This is a genomic window from Hallella seregens ATCC 51272 (genome assembly GCF_000518545.1).
Taxonomy (GTDB): Bacteria; Bacteroidota; Bacteroidia; order Bacteroidales; family Bacteroidaceae; genus Prevotella; species Prevotella seregens.
In genome coordinates, this window is sequence record NZ_JADU01000012.1 from 77,299 (window position 1) to 100,894 (window position 23,596).

General features: G+C 55.2%; 22 protein-coding genes. 7 read left to right on the forward strand and 15 right to left on the reverse strand.

Annotated features, from left to right (window positions below; genetic code table 11):
- Positions 1-1,533: a response regulator receiver domain gene (locus tag L888_RS0105645; protein WP_027952175.1), complete on the forward strand. Its 1,533-nt coding sequence runs from the start codon at positions 1-3 to the stop codon at positions 1,531-1,533.
- Positions 1,534-1,537: 4 nt separating this feature from the next.
- The gene (locus L888_RS14035) at positions 1,538-1,957 is read left to right on the forward strand and encodes a very short patch repair endonuclease (protein ID WP_075261847.1); all 420 of its coding nucleotides are present in this window, start codon (positions 1,538-1,540) and stop codon (positions 1,955-1,957) included.
- Positions 1,958-2,498: 541 nt separating this feature from the next.
- On the opposite strand, the gene L888_RS0105655 is transcribed toward L888_RS14035, so the two are convergent.
- Both L888_RS0105655 and L888_RS0105660 read right to left on the reverse strand, forming a co-directional pair.
- A complete protein-coding gene (locus tag L888_RS0105655) occupies positions 2,499-3,839 on the reverse strand; it encodes a site-specific integrase (protein WP_027952176.1) in 1,341 nt (446 codons plus the stop codon).
- Positions 3,840-3,899: 60 nt separating this feature from the next.
- Positions 3,900-5,129, reverse strand: coding sequence for a site-specific integrase (locus tag L888_RS0105660; RefSeq protein ID WP_027952177.1), 1,230 nt, complete (start codon positions 5,127-5,129; stop codon positions 3,900-3,902).
- 497 nt (positions 5,130-5,626) lie between these two features.
- On the opposite strand from L888_RS0105660, the gene L888_RS0105665 reads away from it, so the two are divergent.
- From L888_RS0105665 to L888_RS0105685, 5 genes are all read left to right on the forward strand, one after another.
- On the forward strand, positions 5,627-6,346 hold the full coding sequence (locus L888_RS0105665; protein ID WP_027952178.1) for a PASTA domain-containing protein: 720 nt from the start codon (positions 5,627-5,629) through the stop codon (positions 6,344-6,346).
- Positions 6,347-6,368: 22 nt separating this feature from the next.
- Entirely contained in the window at positions 6,369-7,472 is a 1,104-nt protein-coding gene (locus L888_RS0105670; protein WP_027952179.1) for an RluA family pseudouridine synthase, read from the forward strand.
- A 53-nt stretch (positions 7,473-7,525) separates the two neighbouring features.
- Positions 7,526-8,527 carry a D-alanine--D-alanine ligase gene (locus L888_RS0105675; RefSeq protein WP_027952180.1) on the forward strand — a complete coding sequence of 334 codons (1,002 nt, stop codon included), beginning with the start codon at positions 7,526-7,528 and terminating at the stop codon, positions 8,525-8,527.
- Between the two features lie 322 nt (positions 8,528-8,849).
- On the forward strand, positions 8,850-10,001 hold the full coding sequence (locus L888_RS0105680) for a 1-acyl-sn-glycerol-3-phosphate acyltransferase (protein ID WP_027952181.1): 1,152 nt from the start codon (positions 8,850-8,852) through the stop codon (positions 9,999-10,001).
- Positions 9,964-10,641: a NigD1/NigD2 family lipoprotein gene (locus L888_RS0105685; RefSeq protein ID WP_027952182.1), complete on the forward strand. Its 678-nt coding sequence runs from the start codon at positions 9,964-9,966 to the stop codon at positions 10,639-10,641. Before L888_RS0105680 ends, L888_RS0105685 begins: the two co-directional genes overlap by 38 nt.
- Here the strand turns inward: L888_RS0105685 and L888_RS0105690 are convergent.
- The 13 genes from L888_RS0105690 to argR form a co-directional block, all read right to left on the reverse strand.
- Complete coding sequence (locus L888_RS0105690; RefSeq protein WP_005845812.1) at positions 10,638-11,669, reverse strand: threonine aldolase family protein; 1,032 nt, start codon at positions 11,667-11,669, stop codon at positions 10,638-10,640. The two genes, L888_RS0105685 and L888_RS0105690, sit on opposite strands and share 4 nt — an antisense overlap.
- Positions 11,670-11,713: 44 nt before the next feature.
- Positions 11,714-12,679, reverse strand: a complete 966-nt coding sequence (locus L888_RS0105695; RefSeq protein ID WP_027952183.1) for a Rossmann-fold NAD(P)-binding domain-containing protein — start codon at positions 12,677-12,679, stop codon at positions 11,714-11,716.
- 52 nt (positions 12,680-12,731) lie between these two features.
- Positions 12,732-13,982, reverse strand: a complete 1,251-nt coding sequence (locus L888_RS0105700; protein WP_027952184.1) for a glutamate-5-semialdehyde dehydrogenase — start codon at positions 13,980-13,982, stop codon at positions 12,732-12,734.
- A gap of 7 nt (positions 13,983-13,989) precedes the next feature.
- Positions 13,990-15,063 (reverse strand): glutamate 5-kinase, encoded by a 1,074-nt coding sequence (gene proB / locus L888_RS0105705; protein WP_027952185.1) that lies wholly within the window; start codon positions 15,061-15,063, stop codon positions 13,990-13,992.
- A 34-nt stretch (positions 15,064-15,097) separates the two neighbouring features.
- Entirely contained in the window at positions 15,098-16,762 is a 1,665-nt protein-coding gene (locus L888_RS0105710) for an AMP-binding protein (protein ID WP_027952186.1), read from the reverse strand.
- 11 nt (positions 16,763-16,773) lie between these two features.
- Entirely contained in the window at positions 16,774-17,328 is a 555-nt protein-coding gene (locus L888_RS0105715; protein ID WP_005845822.1) for a helix-turn-helix domain-containing protein, read from the reverse strand.
- A gap of 140 nt (positions 17,329-17,468) precedes the next feature.
- On the reverse strand, positions 17,469-18,257 hold the full coding sequence (locus L888_RS0105720; protein ID WP_005845824.1) for a pyrroline-5-carboxylate reductase family protein: 789 nt from the start codon (positions 18,255-18,257) through the stop codon (positions 17,469-17,471).
- Positions 18,258-18,482: 225 nt separating this feature from the next.
- A complete protein-coding gene (locus tag L888_RS0105725) occupies positions 18,483-19,622 on the reverse strand; it encodes an aspartate aminotransferase family protein (RefSeq protein WP_027952187.1) in 1,140 nt (379 codons plus the stop codon).
- A gap of 12 nt (positions 19,623-19,634) precedes the next feature.
- Entirely contained in the window at positions 19,635-20,639 is a 1,005-nt protein-coding gene (gene argC, locus L888_RS0105730) for an N-acetyl-gamma-glutamyl-phosphate reductase (protein WP_027952188.1), read from the reverse strand.
- Between the two features lie 6 nt (positions 20,640-20,645).
- Positions 20,646-20,834, reverse strand: a complete 189-nt coding sequence (locus L888_RS0105735) for a PspC domain-containing protein (RefSeq protein WP_027952189.1) — start codon at positions 20,832-20,834, stop codon at positions 20,646-20,648.
- 83 nt (positions 20,835-20,917) lie between these two features.
- Positions 20,918-22,123 (reverse strand): argininosuccinate synthase, encoded by a 1,206-nt coding sequence (locus L888_RS0105740; RefSeq protein ID WP_027952190.1) that lies wholly within the window; start codon positions 22,121-22,123, stop codon positions 20,918-20,920.
- Positions 22,124-22,183: 60 nt separating this feature from the next.
- Positions 22,184-22,786, reverse strand: coding sequence for a GNAT family N-acetyltransferase (locus tag L888_RS0105745; RefSeq protein ID WP_027952191.1), 603 nt, complete (start codon positions 22,784-22,786; stop codon positions 22,184-22,186).
- A gap of 3 nt (positions 22,787-22,789) precedes the next feature.
- Complete coding sequence (argR, locus tag L888_RS0105750) at positions 22,790-23,266, reverse strand: arginine repressor (protein ID WP_005845836.1); 477 nt, start codon at positions 23,264-23,266, stop codon at positions 22,790-22,792.
- Between the last annotated feature and the right edge of the window lie 330 nt (positions 23,267-23,596).

A 23,596-nucleotide genomic window follows, 5' to 3' on the forward strand; every position in this document is an offset into this window, starting at 1 on the left:
ATGGCTGACAGATTTATCGAACAATCGAAAGAGATTGCAAACAACTTTATACAAAATATAGTATTTATTGACGACAAGGCATATAAAGAAGACTCCACCAATAATGCCTTTAGTGCGTTGGATGTATCAAATGCATTTGCAAAAACAGGTAAAATTTGTGCCATATACGCGCCCAAATCCGTTTCGGATATAGATAGCTACAATGTTATTTTGAAAAAAGCTGATGTGGTTATTTTAGATTGGTATTTAAATATTGAAAGAGACGCGGAACAACAGTTAGATCCTGATGAAGATGCAGATAATGATGAACCTCGAGGAGAATTTACTTTAAAATTACTAAAACAACTTACAAGTGATGCCGGGACTGATAAATTAAAATTAATCATAGTATATACGGGAGAAACAAGGATTTCAGACATTAAGGATGACATTATAACCAATATTGATTCGAAATCATTTAAAGTTAACGATTATACGATAAAGTCTTCAAATGTCTGTATCATAATCCGTGCAAAAGCCGGAAAAAAATTCGAACACATACCGGAATACAAGCCATTGATTGTAGAATATGATAAACTTCCGGAGTTAATATTGACGGAGTTTACTAATCTAACTAACGGACTTTTATCCAACTTTGCTTTATCGGCAATAACCACAATTAGAAATAATACATCCAAAATATTAGGCAGTTTTTCTCCTGAGTTAGATCCGGCTTATTTAGGACATCGAGTAAATCTTCCTAATCCGAATGACGCTAAAGAACTTTTAGTGCAACTGTTTGGTGATGCGATAGCCGAATTAATTGGAAGCGAAAATATCGATACAAATACATGGGTTGAGAATTGGATACACAATCGAATAGAGGAAAAGACTATAAACCTTGCCGGGAAAAATTTAACCGTCAATCAAGAAATTTTGTGTCAAATTATTAGTGCCGATTCGCCTGATTTAAATACCAAAATTGCCTCTGCGACCAAAATAAGTTTAGGGAAAAAGGCTCCTAAACTTGCGTCACAACTTTTCCAGTATGGAGATATTCAAATAGAAGATTCCGATATTTCTTTTGCAAAACTAACTCATCATAAGAATATATTTCTTCCACAACAAAAAAGGCCGATGCTTACGCTTGGTACAATTATCAAGATAATTAGCTCTAATCTTTATTACATTTGTATGCAACAAAGATGTGATTCCGTTCGAATACAAGGAGAAAGACGATTCTTATTCTTGCCGTTAGAACAAAATGAAGATCATTGCTCAATTATAGTCAGCAAAGAATCTAAATTTAGAATAAACGAATCTTCGTATGCTCTAAAAACCATCAAATTCAGAGCAAATAATGATGAACAGGCGATATATGCAGTAAAGAATGATAATGGTAAATATTTATTTACTTCCATCCATCAAGAACAATATGAATGGGTTGTAGACTTAAAAGAAATGCATGCCCAACGTATTGTGAATAATTATTGTGCGCAGTTGTCCCGTGTAGGATTAAATGAATCCGAATGGTTGAGATTACAAGCTAAATAACACAATGTCTGATATTTTCTCTTCTCAAAAGCGATCGGATATTATGTCTAAAATCAGTGGAAAAAACACAAAACCGGAGATTTTAGTTCGTAAGTTTTTATTTTCAAAAGGATTCAGATATCGTATTAATGTCAAAACATTGCCGGGTAAACCTGATATAGTTTTACCTAAATATAAAACAGTAATATTTATAAACGGATGTTTTTGGCATGGACATAATTGTAAAAAGGGGAAATTACCATCCTCAAATATAGATTTTTGGAAGGAAAAAATATCAAACAACAAATCACGTGATGATAAAAATTCCGATTTACTTGTAAAACTCGGCTGGAAAGTTATAATTATATGGCAATGTGAAGTTAGTAAGATTGATAATAGGATAAAAATACTTAATAAGTTACTGGAAGATATCAAACAACAATAATCACGAGATATTAAATCTAAAATACAAATGCATTAATCGAGAAAATATATGAAAAACTTATTCTATGGTTCGGGTTTTGGTCTTATCTTTGCAGTAAAGAGTTCTTTGAAGGTTACGCAAAGCGCAGAAGGATAATGCAGTAGATAACTAACTAAATCGTAACCTATTACTATCAAGAGCGATTAACCTACACTCATTTCCTATAAATTACACTCTTTTCGTAACTTCATGCTACAAAGATATAAAATAATGGGCTTACACACTTTTATTGGACGGATAGAGCGGTGCTCCCCGAAACTGTCCATTGCCAAGAACTTCCTCTTCGCCTGCATTCCTTTCTTCGGGGTGTAGGTTAGGGGGCATCTGCGTATGCAGTCTGCGATTGAGCTTCATCCACATTACACCGAAGAACCTCACGAGTTCGCCCTCCGTCATGGTAATGCCTCCGTTTTCTTTTCGGACAACATGCATATTGTCTCCCCAATCAAGGTAACTGCGCTGATTGGTTATGCGTGCTTTTTTTTGTGAGTATTGATTGCTTTCATACCGCCTCCTCCTTTCTTTCATTTGAACTGACAACCAATGGTATTGTCTTAGTGTTTGTTGCTGCTTCCACATCTGCATTTTCCATATTTTTGTCCTTAGCCTTGTACTTGGCGATGAGCCTGTCCATGTCCTCCGAAATCTTATTATCGGTTACTTGCGCATAGATTTGTGTGCTGGCGATAGATGCGTGTCCCATCATCTTGGCAATGCTCTCTATGGGAATGCCAGCACTCAGACTCATCGTGCCGAACGTATGTCGCGCCATATGGTAGGATAACCGCTCTCTAATGCCGCAAGCTTTGCCCACAATGCTTAGCTTTGCACTCATTACGCTTCGGCTGCAATCACAGGGAAAGACAAGGTAATCTGTCCTTGTTTCAGTTTCACCTTTTTCTTTCACCGATTGCATTATTCCTCCATTTCTTTCCTGTTCAGCCTTGCAATGTTCGATGATGGCTTCCGCTATCGGATGTAAGGGCACGACAAACTCCACCTTTGTCTTCTGCCGTTCCTTGCGGATATACTTCTGCCCGTCCGCTGCCGTTTGGATATGTCCATATTGCAGGCATTCCATGTCGGAAACAGCCAAGCCTGTAAAGCAAGCGAAGATGAACATTCGCCTTGCCTGTTCTGCCTCCTTGTCGTTTACTTTCAAAGCCATGAGCTTGGCCACATCACTCTTTTGCAGGAAGCGTATCTTCTGTTCCGTTTTCTCGTACTTGGCTTTTTCAAAGGGATTACAACGAATAAGCCTTTGCCTGACCGCACGGTACATCAACCTGCTTAGCCAGCAAAGATAGCGGTTGATGGTTGCAGCTGCCAACCCTTGCTTTTTAAGAAAGAAACGATATTCTTCAAACAAATCTTCCGTAATGATGGTTACAGGTATATCCTTGACACCTTTATCCTTGACAAACTCGCATAACAGCTTGTCGGAATAGCAAAGATTTTGGTACGTGCTTTCTGCTTTTGATTTACCCACGCACTCTTTGACGGATTGCAATTCCGTCTTGCTCATGGCAAGCAACGTTGTCGGATGGATGGCAATACCTTGCAAGCGGTTCTTGATAAGTTCCACGCTTACCACTCCATCACTTACGAGCAAATCCCGATAAGTATTTTCTACAAGTTCTCTGAACGCTGTTAGCTTTTTGTTTATCCTTTTGTCGGTAGTCTGTCCTTGTTTGGCATTCCACTCTGCCGGCAGGCATTCCTCGCCTGTGGTTATGGCGGAACTCTTCCCATCTATGGTAATACGGCAGAGAATGGTAGTCCTTCCGTCTGCCTTTGTCTTCTGTCTGTTGATATAGAACAGTATCTTGAATGTACTTCTCATTGTCTTGATGGTTTTGTATGTATATTTTTATTGAAAATGCTGTTGAATGAAAGCAATTGGTCAAATCACCAACTGCATATCTTCTGTGAAAGAAAGGAAGCGAGCGAACTCCTCAAAGAGCTTTTGGGGTGTTACCTTTGCGTAGCGTTCGGTCATGCTTACATTGGTATGCCCGAGCATCTTACTCACCGTTTCAATCGGTACGCCCTGTTCTAAGGTAATAAGGGTGGCAAAGGTGTGCCTTGCTGTATGCGTGGTAAAGAGAAACGGGATACCTGCACGTAGCCGTAGGGCTTTCAGGCAGGTCTGATAGTTCTTGTACTTGACATAGGGGAGCAATGTTTCCCTTTCATCGCTGTGAAACTTTTTTATCAACCTGATGGCTTCGGGCAGCAATTTGATGCGGCATAGTACCCCTGTCTTCTGACGATAGAACTTCAGCCATAAATTTCCCTCGTCATCACGGACAAGATAAGATTTGCTTAGTTCCATCAAATCGCAATACGCAGCACCGGTATAACAGGCAAAGAGAAAAATATCCCTTGCCGTTTCCATTTCCTCCTCCAAATCATCAAAGCGGAGAACCTTTAACTTCTCCAAGGCTTCCCTGTTGAGTGCCTTCGACGTTTTCTTATCTCCTCTTTCTATGTGGGCTTTGTCAAACATCAGTGTATAGGCTATTCCCTCACGGTAAGCCAACCTGCAAACCGTTTTCAAATGTGATGCCACTGCGAAGAAAGAACTTTCTTGGAAGCCACATACCCCCAAGTAGTATTGGCGGAACTCATATATGAAGTTCTCGGTCAATTGGGAGAACGCCATGTCTGAAACATTATACTTCTTCAGAATAAACTCCTGTAATCGTTTTCGAGTGGAATAATAGGTGGACATAGACTCTTTCTTGATGTCTATACCGATATGACTTTCTTTCTCCTTGATGAGCATATCCAATCTTTCGATAAGCATACATCTTGCCTGCACGCTGCCTTGAAACTGCTCCTTTACATCGGTTGCATCAAATGGGCAACCTTTGGCAATCAATGATTGGTAAGCCGATTGAATGGAGAGTAGCAAATTCTCCAACTTCCCGTTAATCTCCACCGCATCGCGGCTCTTACCATCCATCCTGCTCTCACGGGGATTCCAAAAGTTAGGATTGCAGGAGAGTTTACAACTGAATTGGGCAATGGAACGTCCAATCGTTATTCGTCCCATAATCGGAGCCTTGCCCGACTTATCCAAACTGCTCTTTTTAAGGTAGAGTAACACCTTCATTTTCTCTGTTTTCATACGCTTTAATATTTGTGGGTAAAGTTACCCGAATTAAAGCGTTCCTCACTTACGCAGAAAACTGCCGACCGCAGCAACAGCCACACGAGCGAAAATAATTCAGTTACCGAATACTGCACCATCGTTACCTACATCAAAACAAGTTAATGCTTTGGTAACTGAACTTCTGCCTAAATCTGCACTTTCCTGCCTTTTACGAATAGAGATGTATCATGCAAATCAGAGCATTTCATACTCATTATCAGCTAGTTTACATCAATATCGATTTTTCTCCATTTTCGTTGATTAGTTACGGTGTAACGGCCACGCGTTTACGCCGTAACGGCGGTGCGATTACGGCGTGACGGCCATGCGATGACGGTGCGGCGGCCGTGCGGCTTGCGGCTGCCCGTGTGCATCCGCACGGGTACAGCCGAAAAAAAGAGCACAAAAAACAGGCTGCAATCCTTTGTCCATCGGGCGATTTACACTATCTTTGTAGAAAAATTACGACGCGGATGACCATTTCAGAATTCATGGGCAAGTTCAAGAGCAGCTATCTCTGGGGCAACCTGGCGGCCATGGCCGTCGTGGCTGTCGGGCTGACCATGGGCGTGAAATACGGCTTGGCCATCTACACCCACCACGGCGAGTCGATACCCATACCCGACCTGGTTCACAAGAAATACGCCGACGCCGAGGAGATTCTCGACAATCTGGGACTGCAAATCGTGGTGAGCGACACGGGCTACGTGAAGACCCTGCCGCCCGACTGCATCCTGGAGCAGACCCCTGCACCCGGCGAACGCGTGAAGTCGGGGCACGTCATCTACGTCACCATCAACGCCCTGCACTCACCAACGATCACCCTTCCCGACGTGATCGACAACTCCTCGCTGCGCGAGGCCATGGCCAAGCTCACAGCCATGGGCTTTAAGCTGGCTGCGCCGGAGTTTGTGCCGGGCGAGAAAGACTGGGTGTACGGCATTCTGGTGAACGGCCGCCACGTGGCCTATGGCGACAAGATACCCGTGGACGCCCGGCTCATTATCCAGGCGGGCAACGGCCAGCGCGACAGCGGCGACTCGGTGAACTACGTGGATCCGGAATATCCCCGGGGCGGCGACTTCGACGAATCGGAAGACATGGACGTGTTCGAGGAGGTGCCGGCACCCCCCGCCGACCATGCCGAGCCCGGCGGCACCCCGCCGGCCGAGCCCGCTCCCAAGACCGAATGAACCCTTGCAAGACAGAAAAAACATGACGACATATCCCGAAGACGCAGACCTGCTGGGCGACGACGACCTGCTGCCCGCCGCCCCTCCGGCCGCTACCGAGGCTGACGGCCAGCTCTACGAGCACTGGCGGGTGGAGGTGGATGCCGGCCAGGCACCCGTGCGCATAGACAAGTATCTGGCCGACAAGATGCAGCACTCCAGCCGCAACCGCATACAGACGGCGGCCGACGCGGGTTGCATCCACGTGAACGGACGCGCCGTGAAAAGCAACTACAAGGTGCGGCCCCTCGATGTCATCACGCTGATGCTCGACCGCCCGCGCCACGAGTCGTCGATACAGCCGGAGGAGATTCCGCTGCGCGTGGTCTACGAAGACGACGATCTGATGGTCGTGAACAAGGAAGCCGGCATGGTGGTGCACCCCGGTGCGGGCAACTTCAGCGGCACGCTCATCAATGCCGTGGCCTGGCATCTGCGCCATCTGGAGAGCTTCGACCCCAACGATCCCGAGGTGGGGCTGGTGCATCGGATAGACAAAGACACCAGCGGCCTCCTTGTGGTGGCCAAGACGCCCGAGGCCAAGACGGGCCTGGGACGGCAGTTTTTCGAGAAGACCACCCACCGCTCGTACCACGCCCTGGTGTGGGGCAACCTCGTGGACGACGAGGGACGTGTCGAGGGTAACATCGGGCGCGACCCCAAGGACCGGCTGCGCATGAAGGTGTTCGACCCGCAGTCGGGTGTCGGCAAGCCCGCCGTGACCCATTATCGGGTGCTCGAACGCTTCGGCTACGTCACACTGCTGCAGTGCATTCTCGAGACGGGACGTACCCATCAGATACGCGCCCACATGAAGGCCATCGGCCACCCGCTCTTCGGCGACGAGCGGTACGGCGGCACGGAGATACTGCGCGGCCAGCGCAGCTCCAGCTACAAGGCTTTCATCCAGAACTGCTTCGGGCTCTGTCCCCGGCAGGCGTTGCACGCCAAGACCCTCGGGTTCCGCCATCCGCGCACGGGCCGGCAGATGGATTTCGACTCCGAATGGCCCGAGGATCTGACGCTGCTCGTGGAAAAATGGCGCGCCTTTGTCCAAGGCACCACGCAGGACACCTTTGCCGGCTGATGCGCCGGCAGCACCCCGTGAACAATGATTAACCATTCAATGCAACATAACTGATGAAAAATTTAAAGAGAAATATCGCCATCGTCTGCGGCGGCGACTCGTCCGAGCACGATGTGTCCATGCGCTCGGCACAGGGACTCTACTCCTTCTTCGACAAGGAGCGTTACAATGTCTACATTGTTGACGTGAGGGGACAGAACTGGCATGTGAACTTCGACAACGGCGACGTGGCCACCATCGACCGCAACGACTTCTCGTTTGTAGGCCAGGACGGCAAGGCCGTTGTCTTCGACTATGCCTACATTACCATCCATGGCACACCGGGCGAGAACGGTCTGATGCAGGGCTATTTCGACCTGATTCACTTGCCTTACTCCACGAGTGGCGTGCTGGTCGAGGCCATGACCTTCAACAAGTATGTGCTCAACAACTACCTGCGCTCGTTTGGTGTGAACGTGGCCGACAGCATGCTGTTGCGCCGCGGCGAGGCTTACGACGAGCAGGCTGTCGAGGAACGGCTGGGCATGCCCGTGTTTGTGAAGCCGGTTGCCGACGGTTCCAGCTTCGGTGTGTCCAAGGTGAAGTGCGCCGACCAGCTGGCTCCCGCCCTGCGTATGGCCTTTATGGAGAGCGATGAGGTGATGATAGAGCGTTACATTCAGGGCACGGAGATCTCTATTGGATGCTACAAAACGCAGATGAAGACCGTGGTGCTGCCCGCCACCGAGGTGGTGACGAGCCGTGAATTCTTCGACTACGACGCGAAGTACAACGGTCAGGTGCAGGAGATTACGCCCGCCCGGCTGGATCCGGAGACGGCCCGCCGCGTGGCCGAGGAGACGAGCCGCATCTACGACATCCTGCACTGCAACGGCATGATTCGCATTGATTACATCATCTCCAAGGACGCCGAGGGACGCGACCAGGTGAACATGCTGGAGATTAACACCACTCCGGGCATGACCGTCACCAGCTTCATCCCGCAGCAAGTGCGCGCTGCCGGCCTCGACATCAAGGATGTCTTGACCGATATTGTGGAGAATCAGCTGGGATAGCGGGGGGCAATTCATAATTCAAAATTCATAATTCAAAATTGGCTGCGCGGAACGATGCCTTGTGATGAGGGAGGAAACGACGGGGAAAGAAAGTGTTGTGCGTAGCCCATTTTGAATTTTGAATTGTGAATTTTGAATTAAAATCATGTCTGTCTCCCGCTCGTAGCAAGGTAATGTTCCTGTCACACGGTTAATTTCACTCAGTGGTGCAGTTGATGTCGTTTGGTCTCTCAGTTAATTTAAGTTTGTTCTCGCAGTTAATTTAGTCTGGTCTTGCGGTTAATTTTGCTTTGATTGCGCAGCTAATTTTGAATTTTGAATTATGAATTTTGAATTAAAAAAGTTTGATGGCATTCGTCCCTTTGAGCCGGAAGAACTGCCCGAGGTGTACGATCGGCTGCTGGCCAATGAGCAGTTTCAGGCCGTATTGAAGTATCTGTACCCCGAGGTGCCGCTGGAAATGGTGGCCCGAAAGATGCGGGCTTGTCGCACAAACCTCGACTTCCAGAAAGCTTTCTGCTACGATTTCATCAAGGGAGTGCTGGCCAAGGCCGCCCGAGGCTGCGAGATGGACGTCGCGGCCGTGGACACCTCGCGCCGCTACACCTTTGTGAGCAACCACCGCGACATCGTGCTCGACTCGGCCATCCTCGACGTACTGCTCATGGATGCGGGCTTCACCACCACTTGCGAGATTGCCATCGGCGACAACCTGCTGGGACTGCCGTGGGTGAAAGACTTCGTGCGGGTGAACAAGAGCTTCATCGTGAAGCGTGGCTTGCCCATGCGGGAGATGCTGGAGGCTGGCCGGCTGCTGTCCGAATACATGCACTATGCCGTGGCCGAGAAGCACGAAAACGTTTGGGTGGCCCAGCGTTCGGGCCGTGCCAAGGATTCCGACGACCGCACGTCCGACGGCGTGCTCAAGATGCTCACCATGGGTGGAACGGGTTCGCCCGCCGAGAGGCTGCGGCAGCTGCACATCGTGCCGCTGGCCATCTCGTATGAATACGACCCCTGCGACTGGCTCAAGGCACGCGAGTTCCAGCTGCGGCGCGACAACAAGGACTGGAAAAAGGGGCCGCAGGACGACCTCGTGTCCATGCAGACCGGCATCTTTGGCTATAAGGGCCACGTGCATTACCACTGTGCACCGTGCATCGACGACTTCCTGACGCAGCTGCCCGCCGACCTGCCCAAGGCCGATTTTTACCGTGTGGTGGCCGACCATATCGACCGCGAGATCCATCGTCGCTACCGGATCTACCCCTGCAACTACGTTGCTCTCGACGAGTTGCGGGGCGAACGGGCCCATGCCGACCGCTATACCGAGGCCGACAAGGCTTTCTTCGACAAGTATTTGGCCGGGCAACTGGCCAAGGTGGAACTGCCCGCCAAGGATGAGCCCTACCTGCGCGAGCGCATTCTTACGATGTATGCCAACCCTGCCATCAACTTCTTGCGTGCGCAGTAGGCGGCTGTGGCTCGCCGGGCTGCTGGCCGCGACGCTGGCGGCATGCACCACCGACACCTACCAGTCGGGCGACGGCCGCTACTCTTACCTGCGGGCCGACTTCGGACTGGTGCACACGGCCGATTCGGTCCGGGCCGACTGGCTGCTCACCGACGGGGGCGACTCCGTGCGCTTTGCCTCGCCGGTGAGGGTGGGCTGGGCCGCCAAGGCCGACACTTTCTACCGGGCACTGGTCTATTACGACAGCCAGGCGCGTACCGTTTTCTCGGCCACACCGGTTGTGGTGGCCGAGCCTCTGCCGAAAAAGACGGCCGGCAGCCTTCCCGATGATCCGTTGACCATCGAGTCGCTGTGGGTGGGAGGAGGATTCCTGAACATAGGGTTCGCCCTGAAAACAGGGCGTGCCGAGGGGCTGGATGCCCGGCAACAGCTGGGCCTTGTGCTCGACACGGTGACTGTTTCGGCCGACGGTCATCGCTATGTGACCCTGTTGCTGACCCACGCCCAGAACGGCGTGCCCCAGTATTACACCACGCGGGGATATATGAGCATGCCCGTAGACAAAGGCCTACGGGCATGCACGGTGCGGCTTTCGGCAAATACCTATGCCGGCCGCAAGACTTACACGGTGGAGCTTTAGCCCAGCACGGCCGTGCGCAAAGCTTCGATTTCTTCTTCGGTCGTCGCCCAGCTGGTGACGAAACGGCAGATGGTGTGGTGCTCGTCGTACTTGCCCCACACGGTGAACCTCACGTGCCGGCCCAGCCGTTCCACCTCGTCGTTGTCGAGAACAACGAACTGCTGATTGGTGGGCGAGTCGATATAGAAGGGGTAGCCCCGTTGCTCGAAGATGCGTTTCATCTCCATCGCCCGGTCGATGGCCCGGCGCGAGATGTCGAAGTAGAGGTTGTCGGTGAAGAGAGCATCGAACTGCACGCCTGTCACGCGGCCTTTGGCCACGAGCGCTCCGTGCTGTTTGATGATGCTGAAGAAGTGGGGATGGGCGTTGGCATGGGTAAAAACCACGGCTTCGCCGCAGAGTGCGCCCACCTTGGTGCCGCCAATGTAGAACGCGTCGCAGTGGCGGGCCAGGTAGGGCAGAGTGATGTCGTTGCCCGGCGCCATGAGGCCGTAGCCCAGTCGGGCCCCGTCCACGTAGAGCGGCATGTCGTATTTGCGGCACACTTGGTAGAGAGCATCCAGCTCGGCGGCCGTGTAGAGCGTGCCGTATTCCGTAGGGAAAGTGATGTAGGCCATGCCTGGAAACACGCAGTGGTCGGCGTTGCCGTCGTGCAGGAACTCGTCCATGTAGTGGTCCAGATCGGCGGCATCCATCTTGCCCTGCCGCCCCTCGATGGTGATAATCTTGTGTTCTGTGAACTCGATGGCACCGGCTTCGTGGGTGTTGATGTGGGCCGAACCCACGGCCACCACGCCCTCATAGGTGTGCAGCATCGAGTCGATGACGGTGGCATTGGTCTGCGTTCCGCCCACGAGGAACCATATCTGGGCCTCGGGGGCTTCGCAGAGCGCCTTGATTTTCTGCTTGGCACGCTCCGACCATTCGTCGTAGCCGTAGGTCATGCTCTTGCAGTTGTTGGTCTCCATGAGGTGCTGGAGCACTTGGGGATGACACCCGTTGTTGTAGTCAGACTCTAATGTAATCATTGTGTTCTTGGTTTGTAACTGCAAAGTTACAAAAAAGAAACAGCTTACAAAGCCTCGAGCACGCGTTTCAATACCACTTGGGCCGATATTTCCCTGTTGGCTGCTTCGGGGATGACGAGCGAGCGCGGACTCTCGATGACGTCGTCTGTCACGATGAGGCCGCGGCGCACAGGCAGACAGTGCATGAAGTGGCCGTCGTTGGTCCACGACATGTGCTCCGCGTCGATGGTCCACGACGTGTCCCTGGAGAGTATCTGGCCGTAGTCGGCCGGGCGCGTTACGCCGGGGCAGCTCCAGTTCTTGGCATACACGAAGTCGGCTCCCTCGAGGGCCTTGCGCTGGTCGTACTCCACGCGGGCCGGGCCTACAAAACGCGGGTCGAGCTCGTAGCCTTCGGGGTGGGTAATCACAAAATCCACGTCGGCGGCGTTCATCCACTCGGCAAACGAGTTGGGCACGGCTTGCGGCAAAGCGCGGCAGTGGGGTGCCCAAGTGAGTACAACCTTGGGGCGGACGGCGGCCTGGCGGTGCTCCTCGATGGTGATGAGGTCGGCAAAAGCCTGCAGCGGGTGCACGGTGGCCGTTTCCATGGCCACGACGGGACGGCCCGAGTGCTCTACAAACTGGTTGACAATGGTTTCGGCATAGTCGAATTCGCGGTCGGCGAGACCGGCAAACGAGCGCACGGCAATGATGTCACAGTAGCTGCCCATGACGGGAATGGCCTCCAGCAAGTGCTCGCTCTTGTCGCCATCCATGATGACACCCCGCTCGGTCTCCAGTTTCCATGCGCCGGCATTCACGTCGAGCACGATGACATTCATGCCCAGGTTCATGGCCGCTTTTTGGGTGGAGAGGCGCGTGCGCAGGGAGTTGTTGAAGAAAATTATCAGCAGCGTCTTGTTCTTGCCAAGGTGCTGATAGGCGTAGCGGTCGGCCTTGACTTGCCGGGCCTCCTGAAGAGCCTGGCCGAGGTCGCCCAGGTCGTTGGCGTGGAAGAAAGTTCTCATGTTCTGTAGTTTATGTTTTGCATCATGTGTGTCGTGTCCATGGCAGCCGTTTCTATGCCTCCCGCAGCTGCCCCCGGCCGTCGATGAGCCACTTGTAGGTGGTCATTTCTTCGAGGGCCATGGGCCCTCGGGCCCCGAGTTTCTGCGTGCTGATGCCTATTTCGGCCCCGAGTCCGAACTGCGCTCCGTCGGTGAAGCTGGTGGGTGCGTTCACGTAGACACAGGCGGCATCGACCCTTGTGCGGAAGTTTTGGGCGGCTTCGCCGTCCCCCGTGACGATGCACTCGCTGTGACCGCTGCCATGCGCGTCGATGTGGGCGATGGCTTCGGCGGTGGAACCCACGGTGCAGATGCCCATTTGCAGACTGAGCCATTCGGTATCCCAGTCGTCGTCGGTGGCGGGCAGGAGCAGGGCGGCAGGGTATTGGCCCGTCAGGACAGCGAGGGCCTCGGGGTCGGCGTGGAGCCTCACGCCGTGGTTGGCGAGCGGGCGGCAGAGTGCCGGTAGGTTGGCCAGCCGGCTGCGGTGGATGAGCAGCGTATCGAGCGTGTTGCAAACACTGCACCGTCGCGTCTTGGCATTCTCGATGATGCGGCTGCCCATAGCCGTGTCGCCGGCAGCGTCGAAGTAGCAGTGCACCACCCCCGCCCCCGTCTCGATGACGGGAATCCTGGCTGTATTGCGCACAAAGTCAATGAGTTGCTTGCCGCCTCGGGGGATGCAGAGGTCGATGTAGCCCACGGCACTGAGCATCTCGGCTGTGGCTTCATGGGTGGCGGGCAGCAGTTCCACGATGGCTGTGTCCACTCCTTGCCGGCGCAGCACGTCGTGGATGAGGGCCGTTTCGGCGCGATTGGTCTCGTCGGCATCGCGTCCGCCCTTGAGCACGCAGGCATTGCCGCTCTTGAAGCAGAGCGAGAAAACGTCGAACGTCACGTTGGGACGTGCCTCGTAAATCATGCCGATCACGCCGTAGGGCACGCTTACACGGCGCAGCTCCAGCCCGTTGTCGAGCACGCGATGGCGCAACACCCGCCCCAGGGGAGAGGGTAGTGTAGCCACGTTGCGCATGTCGGCGGCAATGGATTGCAGTCGGCTGGGTGTGAGTTGCAGCCGGTCGTACATTGGGTTGGCCGCATCCATGCGGCTCAAGTCGTGGGCGTTGGCCGCCAGAATCTCGTCCTGCCGTTCGATGATAGCCCGAGCCACCAGGCGTAGTATCTCGTTGCGCCGCTCGTCTTCCATCAGGGCAAGTGGCTTGCTGGCCGCCTTCACCCGCTTGAATATCTGTTCTAAAGCCATATCTTTCTTAAGTTTCCATCACCATATAGTCGTAGTGCACGAGCGGTTTCATGCCGTGGGCTCCGATGTGGCGCGCGGCCTCGGCGGAGCTGTAGCCGCTGCGCCCCACGGCCACCAGCCGTCCATCCTCGTCCATGATGCTGATGATGTCGCCCTCTTCAAAGTCTCCCTCGATGCCGACGACACCCACCAGCAGCAGGCTCACGGCCTTGTTGCCGCGCAGAGCCTCGGTGGCCTTGGCATTGATTCGCACCACACCCTTGGCAAAGCTCTCGCTGTGAGCAATCCATTTCTTCACCGTCGAGGTGGGGTTGGGGTTGGGACGGAACTCCGTGTGCATGGTCTCCATGGGATGTGTGGCCAGGTCTACGAGGATGTTGTCGGTCTTGCCGTTGGCAATCATCACCTTGATGCCTTCGTCGGCAACCTTTCCGGCAATGCGAGCTTTCGTAATCATGCCGCCCCGTCCGAAGCCGCTCTTCTCGTCTTGAATGTATTCCCGCAGGTCGCGGTCGTAGTTCACGGACGGGATGACACGGGTGTTTGCTTCGCGAGGGTCGCCGTTAAAGATGCCGTCCACGTTGGTCAGGATGACCAATGTGTTGCAGTCCATCATGGCTGCAATGAGTCCAGACAACTCGTCGTTGTCGGTAAACATCAGCTCCGTGACGCTCACGGTGTCGTTTTCATTGACTATCGGGATGACGCCGTTGGCCAGCATCACACTCATGCACGCCCTCTGATTGAGGTATTCACCGCGTGTAGCGAAGCTCTCTTTCATGGTAAGCACCTGCCCCACATGGAGTCCGGCCTCGCGAAAGAGGTCGTAATAGAGGCCGATGAGCTTCACTTGACCGATGGCTGAAAAGAGTTGTCGCTGCTCCACGCCGTCGAGTTTGTGGCTCACTGACAGCTCATTGCGTCCGCAAGCCACGGCACCCGAAGATATGAGAATCACCTCATATCCGTTACGCCGCAGCCAGGCGATCTGGTCTACAATGGCCGACATACGTGTCACGTCGAGCTTGCCGTTGTCGCGTGTGAGCACGTTGCTGCCCACTTTGACTGCGATTCTTTTCATCTTTTGCCGTTCGTTTCCCATGTGGGAGGGGGTGTCATGATTTCTTTTTGAGGTCGTTCTCGCGGATTTCCACGCGGCGTATCTTACCGGAGATGGTTTTGGGCAGCTCGTCCACGAACTCAATGAGACGCGGATATTTGTAAGGTGCTGTCTCGTGCTTCACGTGAGCCTGCAGCTCTTTAACGAGTTCCTCGCCCTGTTTGGCTTTCCAGGCCTCGGCCAATACCACGGTGGCCTTGACAATCATGCCGCGGATGGGATCGGGTACACCGGTGATGGCGCATTCCATGACGGCTGGATGGGTCATCAGTGCATTCTCAATCTCGAACGGCCCGATGCGGTAACCGCTGCTCTTGATGACGTCGTCGGTGCGTCCCACGAACCAATAATAGCCGTCTTCGTCGCGCCAGGCCATGTCGCCGGTGTGGTAGACGCCGCCGTGCCACACCTCCTTGGTGCGTGCCTCGTCGCGGTAATAGCCCTTGAAGAGGCCGATGGGCTTCTTGTCGCCCACCTTAATACATATCTCACCTTTCTCTCCATCTTCGCACTCCGTACCGTCGTTGCGCAGCAGCCGCACGTCGTACTGTCCGTTGGGCTTGCCCATCGAGCCGGGCTTGGGCTTGTTCCAGGGGAAGGTGCCTATCGTCATGGTAGTCTCGGTCTGCCCGAATCCCTCCATCAGCTTCACGCCGGTGAGCTTGTAGAACTTGTCGGCCACCGAGGGGTTGAGGGCTTCGCCGGCCGTGGTGCAGTATTCGAGGCTGCTCAAGTCGTACTTCGAGAAGTCCTCGTGTATCATGAACCGGTAGATGGTGGGCGGGGCACAGAACGACGTGATGCGGTATTTCTCCATCTGCCGCATAATCTTTTCGGCCGTGAACTTCTCGTGGTCGTACACGAATACCGTTGCTCCGGCAAACCATTGACCGTACAATTTGCCCCACACGGCCTTGCCCCAACCCGTGTCGGCCACGGTGAGATGGATGCTGTTTTCGTGCAGATGGTGCCAGAACACTCCCGTCGTGAGATGCCCCAGGGCATAGAGATAGTCGTGGGCCACCATCTTCGGCTCGCCGCTGGTACCGCTGGTGAAGTACATGAGCATGGTGTCTTCGTTGTTGTTCACGTGCTCGGGCCGCTTGAAAGCCGGGGCCATGCGCCACTCTTTGTTCCAGTCATGGAACTCCTCGGGTACGTTGGGGCCCACGCTCACGAGGGTCTTCACCGTGGGGCTCTCGGGCATGGCCTCAAGGATTTGGTGCACCACGTAGTCGTCTCCGGCGCAGATGATGGCCTTGACACTGGCACTATTGTTGCGGTAAACGATGTCGTGCTTGGTGAGCATGTGGGTTGCGGGGATGGCAACAGCCCCCAGTTTGTGCAGGGCCAGCATGCTGAGCCACCACTGGTAGTGGCGTTTCAGGATGAGCATCACCTTGTTTCCCCGGCCGATGCCCAGTTGCTGGTAGTAGGCTGCCGTCTGGTCGCTCTGCTCTTTCAGGTCTCGAAACGAGAAGCGCTGCTCCTCGCCGCGGTCGCTTGTCCAGAGCAAGGCCGTCTTGTCGGGGGCTTCCTGTGCCCACGCATCCATCACATCGTAGGCGAAATTAAAGTTTTCGGGCACCTTGAAGTGCAGGTTCCGGTTGTAGTCTTCCTCTGAAGAGAAATGTGTTTGTGTCAGAAATCTTTCAATCATGGCGGCGTGCATTAAATGACAACACAGAGAAATTTGGCAGGTTTGCCGTGCAGGGCGCGCATGCAGTGCGGGTGCCGCCCGTCGAAATAGATGCTGTCTCCTTTCTCCAGCACGAGCACTTTGTTGTCTATGGTCACCTCCAGAGTGCCTTCGATCACCACGTCGAACTCCTGTCCGTTGTGGGTGTTCTTGCTGTAATTCTTGTCTCCCGGCAGTGGGTCCACCTCGGCAAGGAAAGGATCTGCCTTGCGTCCACGGAAGCCGCCGGCCAGACTTTGGTACTTGTATTTGTCGCCGCGATCGATCTCTGGACCCTGTCCATGGCGGGTGAGGTAGTAGGTGCTCATGCGGGGTTCTTCGCCGAACAGGAGCACGTCGAGGTCGATGCCGTAGCGTTTTGAAATCTTGGACAAACGATAGACGGAGGGATCTGCCTCTCCGTTTTCTATCTTCAGATAGTGTTCCAGACTGATGTTGCAGAGTTCTGCCACCTCTTCAGCCGGAATGTTGAGCACTTCGCGCAGGCCTCTCAGCCGCTCGCCGATTTGCTTGATAGCTTCTTCCATGTCTTGTATTTTTGAAGTTTTATCGCGCCAAAGTTACTCAATATTCCCTTTTTTCTGTTCTCTTTTAACCTTTTTTGGGCGGTGGAGGCCAAATTACCGAACCAAATTGCACACCCCTGTGGGCGGTGTGCAAAGCCGTGCTACCGCAGCCCCGCTTTGAGTCCGCGTATCACAGCACTGGTGAATCCGGCGTGCTCCATTTCGTTCAGCCCCCTGATGGTGAGTCCGCCGGGCGTGGTCACCTTGTCGATTTCGGCCTCGGGGTGGTTGCCGTTGGCCTGTAACAGCTCCACGGCGCCCTTGACAGTTTGCAGCACGATGTCCTTGGCCGCGTCGGCCTTGAAGCCCAGCTCCACGCCGCCCTCGGCCGCCGCGCGGAAATAGCGCATGGCGTAGGCAATGCCGCAACTGGCCAGCATGGTGCCGGCTGCGAGGTGTTGCTCGTCGGTGAGACAGGTTTGGCCCAGCCCGTCGAACACCGCTTGCACCGCGGCCGTCTGCTCCTCTGTGGCCCGGCAGGGCACCATGAAAGTCATGGAAGCCCGCACGGCGATGGCGATGTTGGGAATCACTTGGAACAGGGCGGGCAACCGGCCGTCGCCGCGGTCGAGCCAACGGTCGAGCTGCTCGGCCTTGACGCTTGCGGCCAGGTTGAGCACCATCTGGTGGTCGTAGTCCAGATGGGGTGCGATTTCGCGCACAACCTGCTCTGTCAGCCATGGTTTCACGACGATGGCCACGAGGTCGGCCCCCTCGACGGCCACGGTATTGTCGGTGGTGACACCGGCTCCCATCTGGGCAAAACGGGCGAGCTTCCCGGCATGCGGGTTGGCCACGGTGATGTCTGAGGGCTTGATGGTCTCGGCCTTGAGCAGTCCTTCGGCCAGTGCGCCGCCCATGGCACCGGCCCCGATAATGGTTATCTTCATGGGTTTATATAGGAGTTGGGGAGTGAAGGAGTGATGGAGTTAAGGACATGGAGTTATGGAGTGAGGGAGTTATGGAGTTAAGACAAATGGTTGGGGGTATGGAGTGAAGACGAATGGCTGGGAATTGTTCTGCCAATCAGGGGGGAGGCATGGAGTTGAAACCAGTTTTCTTGTCCGTGATGTCTTCACTCCATAACTCCTTCACTCCCTAACTCCATATTAAATTCACTCCCGCAGCACTTTCCCGAGCCGGAACACGAAGTCGTCCACGTCGGCCCATGTGAGGCAGAGGGGTGGGAGAATGCGCAGGATGTTGGTGCCCGCGCAGCCGGTAAAGACGTGTCTCTCGTGGATGAGGCTTGAGCGCACGTCCTTGTGGGGCACGTCGAGCACCACCCCGACCATCAGTCCCCGGCCTCGCACCTCGGTGATGTGGGGTGCCGACAGCTGCAGTTCCTTGAGTCGGGCGATGAGGTATTCGCCCACGTTGCGGGCATTGTCCACCAGCTGTTCCTGCTCGAAGATGTCGAGCACAGCCAGTGCAGCCGCGCATCCCAGGTGGTTGCCGCCAAACGTGGTGCCCAGCTGGCCGTACACCGGCTGGAACGCCGGCGAGACGAGCAGCCCGCTCATGGGGTAGCCGTTGGCGATGCCCTTGGCCACGGTGATGAGGTCCGGGCGTATGCCGAGCCACTGATGGGCGAAGAATTTGCCGCTGCGCCCGTAGCCGCACTGTATCTCATCGCACACGAGCATGGCTCCATGACGCTTGCAGGCGGCGGCCAGGCCCTGTGCAAATTCGGGTGTGGCCACGACGCATCCGCCGATGCCCTGGATGCACTCCAGCATGCAGGCGCATACGTCGCCCTTGGCCAGCTCGCGCTCCCATGCCTCGAGGTCGTTCATGGGCAGGAAAGTCACGTGGCCGTTGTCGTTGATGGGGGCCACGATTTTGCGGTTGTCCGTCGTCTCGACAGCCAGCGACGTGCGGCCGTGAAAGGCGTGTTCCGCCGAGAGCACACGCTTGCGGCCGTTGGTGAAGCTGGCCAGCTTCAGTGCGTTTTCGTTGGCTTCGGCCCCGCTGTTGACCAGAAACAGGCTGTAGTCTTCGTAGCCGCTGATGCGTCCCAGCCGCTCGGCGAACTGCTGTTGCAGGGTGTTGACGACGCTGTTGGAGTAGAAACCCAACTGCGCCGACTGCCTGGCGATGGCCTCCACATAGTGCGGATGGCAGTGCCCCACGCTGATGACGGCGTGGCCTCCATAGAGATCCAGATACTCCTGCCCCTTATCGTCCCAGACCCGGCAGCCCTTTCCCTTGACGATATTGATGTCGAAGAGAGGATAAACGTCGAATAGTTTCATCATGTATTGCTGTTAAAAAGCCATGGCTTTGAGCCCCAGTCCTGCCGTCTCGTCGAGGCCGAACATGAGGTTCATGTTCTGCACGGCCTGGCCCACGGCACCTTTGAGCAGGTTGTCGACGGCACAGGTGATGACGGCCTTACGCCCGAACTTGTCGATGTGGACCAGTGCCTTGTTGGTGTTCACCACCTGCTTCAGGTCGAGGGCCTTATATATATAATAGGTGAAAGGTGCGTCGCGGTAGAACGTCTCGTACATCGTGGCCAGCTGTTCGGCCGTGGGATTGGTGGGCGAGCCCTCGTCGCCGTCGAACGTCACCACCTCGGTGCAGAAGATGCCGCGGGCAAAGTCGCCACGGTAGGGGATGAAGTCGATGCTGGCCTCCAGGCTGCCCTGCAGCTCGGCCAGGCTCTGGCGTATCTCGGCCAGGTGCTGGTGGGTGAACACTTTGTAGACGCTCATGTTGCCCGTGCGCCACGAGAAGTGGGTGGTGGCACCCGGTTTCTGCCCCGCGCCGGTGCTGCCCGTGATGGCATTCACGCTCACGTCGTGAGCAATCAGGCCGGCCTGGGCCAAGGGCAGCAGACCCAGCTGGATGCAGGTGGCGAAGCAGCCGGGGTTGGCCACGTGGCGGGCACGGGCGATGGCGGCCTTGTGTATTTCGGGCAGACCGTAGACGAAGTCGTGGCCGCCCGCTGCCGTCTGCGGCGCGAGGCGGAAGTCTTGGGCCAGGTCGATGATTTTCACCCGTTCGGGCAGCTGGTGTTCCTTGAGGAAAGCCTCGCTCTTGCCGTGCCCGAAACAGAAGAACACCACGTCCACCTGGTCGAAAGGCATGTCGGCCGTAAACTGCAAGTTGGTCTCGCCATAGAGTCCTTCGTGCACGTCGGCCACGCGGTTGCCCGCATTGCTCTCTGAGTTGGCAAACACAATCTCGGCCTCGGGATGGTGGATGAGCAACCGGATGAGCTCTCCGCCCGTGTAGCCGGCTGCGCCTAATATACCTATTCTAATCATGTCGTGTCATTGTTTAGGCATGCACATCCACAGGATGATGTAGCCAATGAAGCCCGGAAAGCCGGTGGTGCAGAGCGTGAGCAGCACCCAGGCCAGCCTCACCACGGCCGGGTCCCAGTCGAAATACTCGGCGATGCCTCCGCAGACGCCTGCTATCCACTTGTCGTTTGAACGTATCAGTTTCTTTCCTGTCATCTTCGTTGCATGTTAATGGTTGTTTCGCTTTTGACGCGCGGCACTCTCGGGAAGTTGCAGCCCGGGGGCCAAACGGCCGCGCCCTACCGTTCTTCGTCGGGGTGCATGCCGTAGAACACGCGCAGCGGCGTGGCCGTGAGCTTGATGAAGCCCTTGGCGTCCTCGGCCGTCCAGCCGTGCTGCATCTCGCCATACTCGCCCAGTTTCGACTTGGTGAGGTCGTCGTCGGAGTCCACGCCCACCGTCTGGAAGCCGTAGGGGCGCAGCTTCAGGATGGCCGTGCCGTTGACGTGGCGCTGCGAACTCTGCAGGAAGGCCTCCATGTCGGGCATCACGGGCTCCAGATACTGGCTCTCGTGCAGGAACATGCCGTACCAGTTGCCCAGCTGGTCTTTCCAGTATTGCTGCCACTTGGAGAGCACCGACTTCTCCAGCAGCCGGTGGGCCTCGATGATGAGCATGGGCGCGGCGGCCTCGAAGCCCACGCGTCCCTTGATGCCAATGATGGTGTCGCCCACGTTGCAGTCGCGCCCGATGGCGTAGCTGGCGCCTATTTCCTCAATGCGTTGGATGGCCTTCACCTTGTCGCTGAACGGCTCTCCGTTCACGCTCACGATCTCGCCCTCCTTGAATCCGATGTGCAGCTCGGCCTCCGGGTCCGTGGCCGTCACGTGTTTCAGATAGGCTTCCTCGGGCAGTCCCTGCGTGGGGTCGAGCAGTTCGCCGCCACAGATGCTGGTGCCCCAGATGCCCACGTTGTACGAATACTTCAGCTTTGTGAAGTCGGCCTCGAAGCCGTACCGGTTCAGATAGTCCACCTCTTCCTGCCGCGAGAGGGCGTGGTCGCGGGTGAGGGTGATGATTTCCACGCCCGGGGCCATCACCAGGAACGTCATGTCGAAGCGTATCTGGTCGTTGCCCGCCCCCGTGGAGCCGTGGGCAATGGCGTCGGCCCCCACCTCCTTGGCGTAGCGTGCAATGGCTATGGCCTGGAAGATGCGCTCCGAACTCACCGAGATGGGGTAGCAGTTGTTGCGCAGCACGTTGCCGAAAATCATGTATTTCAGCGACTTCTCGTAGTACTCCTGCGTCACGTCGAGCGTGGCGTAGCGAGTGGCTCCCAGGCGGTAGGCGTTCTCCTCGTTCTGCTTCAGCTGCTCGTCGCTGAATCCGCCGGTGTTGGCACAGGCGGCGTAGACCTCCCAGCCGTCCTGCGCGAGTTTCATCACGGTGTACGATGTGTCCAGTCCTCCCGAGAAGGCCACGACCACTTTCTTTTTCTGTTCCATATCTTTTGTTGTTTCGTTGTTTGCTCTTTTCGTTGTTTGCTGCCCGGTTTTTTCCGGCTTTCAGGGGGTTGCCTTTCCGTCGATGCGCCTTATCCGCTGCATCACCTCCTCGGGCAGCTTGGCCGGGAGGTGCTCTTCGGGGTCGAAGAGCATGGCCGTGCAGATGCAGAACTTGCGGCCCGTGCGGTGCAGCACGTCCTTGTTGATGCAGCCTTCGCAGCCCCGCCAGAAGGCCTCGTCGTTGGTCAGGTCGTTGAAGGTCACGGGGTGGTAGCCCAGTTGGGTGTTCATTTTCATCACGGCCGACCCGCTCGTGAGCGAGAATATCTTGGCGTGGGGCCAGCGCATGCGCGCCAGCGTGAACGTCAGGTTCTTGATGCGCTTGGCCAGTCCCAGCCCCCTGAAGTCGGGATGGACGATGAGACCCGAGGTGGTGACGTAGGTTTTGTTGCCCCAAGTCTCGATATAGCTGAAGCCTGCAAACTTCTCTCCCTGCAGGGCGATGACGGCCTTGGCCTCGCGAATCTTCGTGGCTACGTACTCCGGCGACCGCTTGGCAATGCCCGTGCCCCGCACTTTGGCGGCCTCGGCTATGGTTGTCAGGATGGTGTCGACGTATCTCACGTGAGACTCGTCGGCCACCATCACCTTCACTTCTTCCATTTGTCAGCTCTGAATGTCTACGATGTCGTTGATTCCCTGGATGAGGGCCTCATGGTCTACGCCCTCTTTGAGGACGATGAAGATGGTGTCGTCTCCGGCGATGGTGCCCAGTATCTCGGGCACGTTGCTGTTGTCTATGTTGTAGGCGATGCTGCTGGCATAGCCCGGCCGCGTGCGTATCACGCCGATGTTGCCCGAGAAATTGATCGACTGGAACCCGGGCGTCTGCATCATTTCGGCCACCGAGAGGGGCTTGCGCACGCGCCGGTACATCGTTTCGTTGGGCAGCACGTAGACGTACTGGCCGTTCATGCTGGCCGCCTTGGCCACCTTGAGCTGTTTCAGGTCGCGGCTCAGCGTGGCCTGTGTCAGCTGGAAACCCTCGCGTTTCAGCTCGCGCAGCACCTCCTCCTGGCTGCCCAGCTCTTTGCTCGATATAATCATCTTGATGGCTTCCAGCCGTCGGTCTTTGATCTTCATGCGTCGTATTTTTATGCTTTATCTGCTTGCAAAATTACAAAATATTGGGGAATCTTCCAAACGAAACGGTATATTTTTGCGCGTTTAGCGGATAATTTGTGAGCGAATTGCATTTTTATGGGGCATAATTATTCGGCCACAGCTGCGCCGTGACCGAATGGCGGTCCTGTGAAGGGGACGTTGCGGCCTTGCGATTGCGCCGTCATCGCGTCGCGTTTGCACCGCAATCGCAGGGCGTTTACGCCGTTGTCGCGTCGCGTTTACGGCTTCGTCGCAAGGCATTTGTGGCTTCGTCGCAGGGACGCGACGGCGTGGCGCAATGCCCAGGGC

What these genes read in the sequence shown, in the direction of transcription:
- L888_RS0105645 (WP_027952175.1), top strand. Translation starts at nt 1, where the DNA reads ATGGCTGACAGATTTATCGAACAATCGAAAGAGATTGCAAACAACTTT.
- L888_RS14035 (WP_075261847.1), top strand. Translation starts at nt 1,538, where the DNA reads ATGTCTGATATTTTCTCTTCTCAAAAGCGATCGGATATTATGTCTAAA.
- L888_RS0105655 (WP_027952176.1), bottom strand. Translation starts at nt 3,839, where the DNA reads ATGAGAAGTACATTCAAGATACTGTTCTATATCAACAGACAGAAGACA.
- L888_RS0105660 (WP_027952177.1), bottom strand. Translation starts at nt 5,129, where the DNA reads ATGAAAACAGAGAAAATGAAGGTGTTACTCTACCTTAAAAAGAGCAGT.
- L888_RS0105665 (WP_027952178.1), top strand. Translation starts at nt 5,627, where the DNA reads ATGACCATTTCAGAATTCATGGGCAAGTTCAAGAGCAGCTATCTCTGG.
- L888_RS0105670 (WP_027952179.1), top strand. Translation starts at nt 6,369, where the DNA reads ATGACGACATATCCCGAAGACGCAGACCTGCTGGGCGACGACGACCTG.
- L888_RS0105675 (WP_027952180.1), top strand. Translation starts at nt 7,526, where the DNA reads ATGAAAAATTTAAAGAGAAATATCGCCATCGTCTGCGGCGGCGACTCG.
- L888_RS0105680 (WP_027952181.1), top strand. Translation starts at nt 8,850, where the DNA reads ATGAATTTTGAATTAAAAAAGTTTGATGGCATTCGTCCCTTTGAGCCG.
- L888_RS0105685 (WP_027952182.1), top strand. Translation starts at nt 9,964, where the DNA reads ATGCCAACCCTGCCATCAACTTCTTGCGTGCGCAGTAGGCGGCTGTGG.
- L888_RS0105690 (WP_005845812.1), bottom strand. Translation starts at nt 11,669, where the DNA reads ATGATTACATTAGAGTCTGACTACAACAACGGGTGTCATCCCCAAGTG.
- L888_RS0105695 (WP_027952183.1), bottom strand. Translation starts at nt 12,679, where the DNA reads ATGAGAACTTTCTTCCACGCCAACGACCTGGGCGACCTCGGCCAGGCT.
- L888_RS0105700 (WP_027952184.1), bottom strand. Translation starts at nt 13,982, where the DNA reads ATGGCTTTAGAACAGATATTCAAGCGGGTGAAGGCGGCCAGCAAGCCA.
- proB (WP_027952185.1), bottom strand. Translation starts at nt 15,063, where the DNA reads ATGAAAAGAATCGCAGTCAAAGTGGGCAGCAACGTGCTCACACGCGAC.
- L888_RS0105710 (WP_027952186.1), bottom strand. Translation starts at nt 16,762, where the DNA reads ATGATTGAAAGATTTCTGACACAAACACATTTCTCTTCAGAGGAAGAC.
- L888_RS0105715 (WP_005845822.1), bottom strand. Translation starts at nt 17,328, where the DNA reads ATGGAAGAAGCTATCAAGCAAATCGGCGAGCGGCTGAGAGGCCTGCGC.
- L888_RS0105720 (WP_005845824.1), bottom strand. Translation starts at nt 18,257, where the DNA reads ATGAAGATAACCATTATCGGGGCCGGTGCCATGGGCGGCGCACTGGCC.
- L888_RS0105725 (WP_027952187.1), bottom strand. Translation starts at nt 19,622, where the DNA reads ATGAAACTATTCGACGTTTATCCTCTCTTCGACATCAATATCGTCAAG.
- argC (WP_027952188.1), bottom strand. Translation starts at nt 20,639, where the DNA reads ATGATTAGAATAGGTATATTAGGCGCAGCCGGCTACACGGGCGGAGAG.
- L888_RS0105735 (WP_027952189.1), bottom strand. Translation starts at nt 20,834, where the DNA reads ATGACAGGAAAGAAACTGATACGTTCAAACGACAAGTGGATAGCAGGC.
- L888_RS0105740 (WP_027952190.1), bottom strand. Translation starts at nt 22,123, where the DNA reads ATGGAACAGAAAAAGAAAGTGGTCGTGGCCTTCTCGGGAGGACTGGAC.
- L888_RS0105745 (WP_027952191.1), bottom strand. Translation starts at nt 22,786, where the DNA reads ATGGAAGAAGTGAAGGTGATGGTGGCCGACGAGTCTCACGTGAGATAC.
- argR (WP_005845836.1), bottom strand. Translation starts at nt 23,266, where the DNA reads ATGAAGATCAAAGACCGACGGCTGGAAGCCATCAAGATGATTATATCG.